Consider the following 3,336-nt stretch of genomic DNA (forward strand, 5'->3'; position numbering starts at 1 on the left):
CACTCTCTGGGCCGTGAAACTGGCCGGAATGCTTCCGGAACTGCACGTCTGCCTGAGCTGCGGCGTCTCGCTCGATGAAGAAGGCGAGCGCGCATTTTTCCGGCGCGGCGCTCACGGGCTGATGTGCATGGATTGCAAACGGACTTTGTCGGTGCGCGATGCGTGGGAGCTTAGCCGTGAATCGCGAACCCTTGCGAGCCAGATTTTGCGCTTTCCCGTGGGAGCACTGGACGCGCAATGGACGCGCGAAACCGCCGCCGATCTGCGGCGCTTCCTGCAGCAGCAGATCGAATCCCACATCGAACGGCGCCTGCTCACGGTTCCTGTTTTGGAAGCAGCCTGAATCCGCGATGCTTTCGTTCCAGGATGTCATCTTCCGTTTGAAGCAGTATTGGGCCGAGCGGGGCTGCATCATTCAGGAGCCCATGGATCTCGAAGTCGGCGCTGGTACGATGGCCCCCGAAACGTTTCTGCGCGTGCTCGGACCGAAGCCCTATCGCGTCGCATATGTGCAGCCGAGCCGCCGCCCCGCGGATGGCCGTTACGGAGAGAATCCCAAGCGCCTGTACAAGCACCAGCAACTGCAAGTGATTCTGAAACCTGCTCCGGCCGATGTGATCGATCTCTATCTCGGCAGCCTCGAAGCGATCGGCATCGACCTCAAGAAGCACGACATCAAGCTCGAAGAAGACAACTGGGAAGCGCCCACCCTCGGAGCCTGGGGTGTCGGCTGGCAGGTGATGCTGGACGGTCTCGAGATCACCCAGTTCACCTACTTCCAGCAATGCGGCGGCATCGATCTCGACGTCGTGCCCGCTGAGATCACTTATGGTCTCGAGCGCTTGACCGCGTTCCTCCAGGACCGCGACAGCGTCTACGATATCGAATGGACGAACGGCGTCACCTACGGCGATGTGCGCATGGCCGATGAAGTTCAATACTCGGTTTACAACTTCGAACTCGCAGACGTCGGCACGTTGTGGAAGCTGTTCGAGCTGCATGAGAAAGAAGCGCAGCGGCTGCTAAGTTTGTTTGCGGCGTATCCGGATAAGCCGCGATTTCCGGTGCTGCCCGCCTACGACCATGTGCTGAAGTGCAGCCATCTTTTCAACACGCTGGATGCGCGCGGGGCGATCAGCGTGACCGAGCGCGTTGGCGTGATTGGGCGCGTACGGAAGATCGCCGTCGCCGCTGCGGAGGCGTGGGTCGCGCAGCAGACTTCGGCGGTCGAAGAGGTCGCGGCCGCGTGAACTTCCTGCTTGAGATCGGCACCGAAGAGATTCCCGATCATATGATCGATCCGGCGCTCGAACACTTGCTGGTCGCCTGCGCCAAACTCGTCGGAGACAGCGCGCGCGTGGATGGGACACCGCGCCGCCTGGTGGTTCGCGCGGAGAATGTGATCGAACGCGAGCCCGATGCCGAGGAGTTCATCACCGGACCCGCCACGTCTGCGTCCCAACCCGCGGTTGCTGGATTCGCGAAGAAAGCCGGTGCGCGCGTCGAAGAACTCGGGCGGACCGTAACTGCCAAGGGCGAATACTATTCGTTCCTGAAACGAGTGCCCGGCCGTCCGACGCGTGACATTCTCTCGGCGTCCCTGCCCGGCGTTATCCTCGGAACGCCGTTTCCGAAGACGATGTACTGGGCGGGCAAAGGCAGCGAGCGCTTCATCCGGCCGATTCGCTGGATTGTGGCGTTGCTCGGCGGAGAAATCGTGCCGTTCACGATTGCCGGTGTCGAGAGCTTCAATCTTTCGAGCGGCCATCGCACGCTCGGCCGGAAATGGTTCCCGGTCACCTACGAAGACTACGAACAGCGGCTGCGCGAAAACTTTGTCATCCTTTCAGCCGACGAACGCTACCAACGCATCCGCGAAAGCCCCGTTCACTATAAGTGCGATCGTCCGCTGCTGCGCACCCTCACGAACATCACCGAATTTCCGACGCCGATCGTCGGCCATTTTGACGAAGAGTTCTTGACGCTGCCGAAAGAGGTCCTGACCACGGTGATGAAGTTTCACCAGAAGTACCTCTCGGTCGAGTCCAAAGACGGGCAGTTGCGGCCGCAGTTTGTTGCCGTCATGAACCTGGATGAGGATCGCGACGGGCTGATCCGGCGCGGCAATGAAGGCGTGCTGCGGGCGCGCTTCAACGATGCGCGTTTCTTCTGGAACGCGGATCAGAAACGCACGTTGGCGCAACGCGTCGACGATCTGGCGCATGTCACGTTTCAAGCTAAGCTTGGCACCTATCTCGAAAAGACGCGCCGCGTCGAGTCGCTGGTTCGCGAGCTCGGCGGCGATGAACATGCCGTACGCGCGGCCACTCTCGCGAAGACCGATCTGACTACCGAGCTCGTGAAAGAGTTCACCGAGCTGCAAGGTGTCGTCGGCGGTCTCTACGCGCGCGCTCAAGGCGAACACGAAGAAGTCGCGCAGGCCATCTATGACCAATACAAGCCAATCAGCATGGAAGACTCGATTCCATCCAACGCGGCCGGTCGGATTCTCAGCGTCGCCGACAAGCTCGATACACTGCGCGGCTGTTTCGAAGTCGGGTTGATTCCTTCGGGATCGAGAGATCCGTTTGCATTGCGGCGTGCGGCTCAGGGCGTGGTCAAAATCATTGTCGAAGGAGCGATGGACATCGATCTTGAGTCCTATGTCGGCCGCGACCCGAAGCTGAATGAATTCTTCCTCGACCGCATCCGCTACTACTTCCGCGACATTCGTGGATTCGCCTACGACGAAGTGAATGCGGTTCTGGCCGCCGGCTGGAGCCGCCTCAACGAAGTCGAGAAGCGGCTGAAAGCGGTGCAAGCCGTTCGGCCAACCGCGGATTTCGAGCCGCTGGCGGCCAGCTTCAAACGCATCTCGAACATTTTGCGGCAAGCGCAATATGACCGCCAAGACGTGATCAACTTGGCGCTAATCGAGAGCGGCGCGGAAGCCGATCTCTACTCGGCTTATGTTCAGACCGTTCACCAAACGGCGGGCGCGGACTACCCGGCCGCACTCACCAGCATAGCCGCCATGCGGCCGTTCGTCGATCGTTTCTTCGACAAAGTATTAGTGAATGCGAAAGATGAACAGGTGCGCGCCAACCGGCTCGCGCTGCTCGCATCGATGCGGCGCGAGTTCTCAACCATCGCGGATTTTTCCGAAATTGTAACTACTTCCCAGGAGACAAAAGCATAAATGAGTAAGCATGTATTTTCGTTCGGCAACGGTACGGCCGACGGTGACGGCAAGATGAAAGACGTTCTGGGCGGCAAGGGCGCCGGACTCGCCGAGATGAGCCGCGCCGGCCTTCCGGTGCCTCCCGGATTCACCAT

Annotated in this window: 4 protein-coding genes; all 4 read left to right on the top strand. The window is 60.1% G+C overall.

What is annotated here, in order from left to right; genetic code table 11:
* The coding region (locus tag H1Y01_RS07110; RefSeq protein WP_180539748.1) for a DNA repair protein RecO C-terminal domain-containing protein at positions 1-343 on the top strand (343 nt) is incomplete at its 5' end.
* Positions 344-350: 7 nt separating this feature from the next.
* Positions 351-1,250 carry a glycine--tRNA ligase subunit alpha gene (locus H1Y01_RS07115; protein WP_180539749.1) on the top strand — a complete coding sequence of 300 codons (900 nt, stop codon included), beginning with the start codon at positions 351-353 and terminating at the stop codon, positions 1,248-1,250.
* Complete coding sequence (gene glyS / locus H1Y01_RS07120) at positions 1,247-3,199, top strand: glycine--tRNA ligase subunit beta (RefSeq protein WP_219341349.1); 1,953 nt, start codon at positions 1,247-1,249, stop codon at positions 3,197-3,199. Before H1Y01_RS07115 ends, glyS begins: the two co-directional genes overlap by 4 nt.
* Positions 3,200-3,336: PEP/pyruvate-binding domain-containing protein (locus tag H1Y01_RS20235; protein ID WP_180539750.1), on the top strand; the 137-nt coding region annotated here is incomplete at its 3' end.

Origin of the sequence: Nevskia soli, from assembly GCF_903970205.1 — a bacterium.
GTDB lineage: Bacteria > Acidobacteriota > Terriglobia > Bryobacterales > Bryobacteraceae > Bog-113.

Excerpts from the sequence above, each read along its gene's own strand:
- H1Y01_RS07115 (WP_180539749.1), top strand. The coding sequence starts at position 351 with ATGCTTTCGTTCCAGGATGTCATCTTCCGTTTGAAGCAGTATTGGGCC.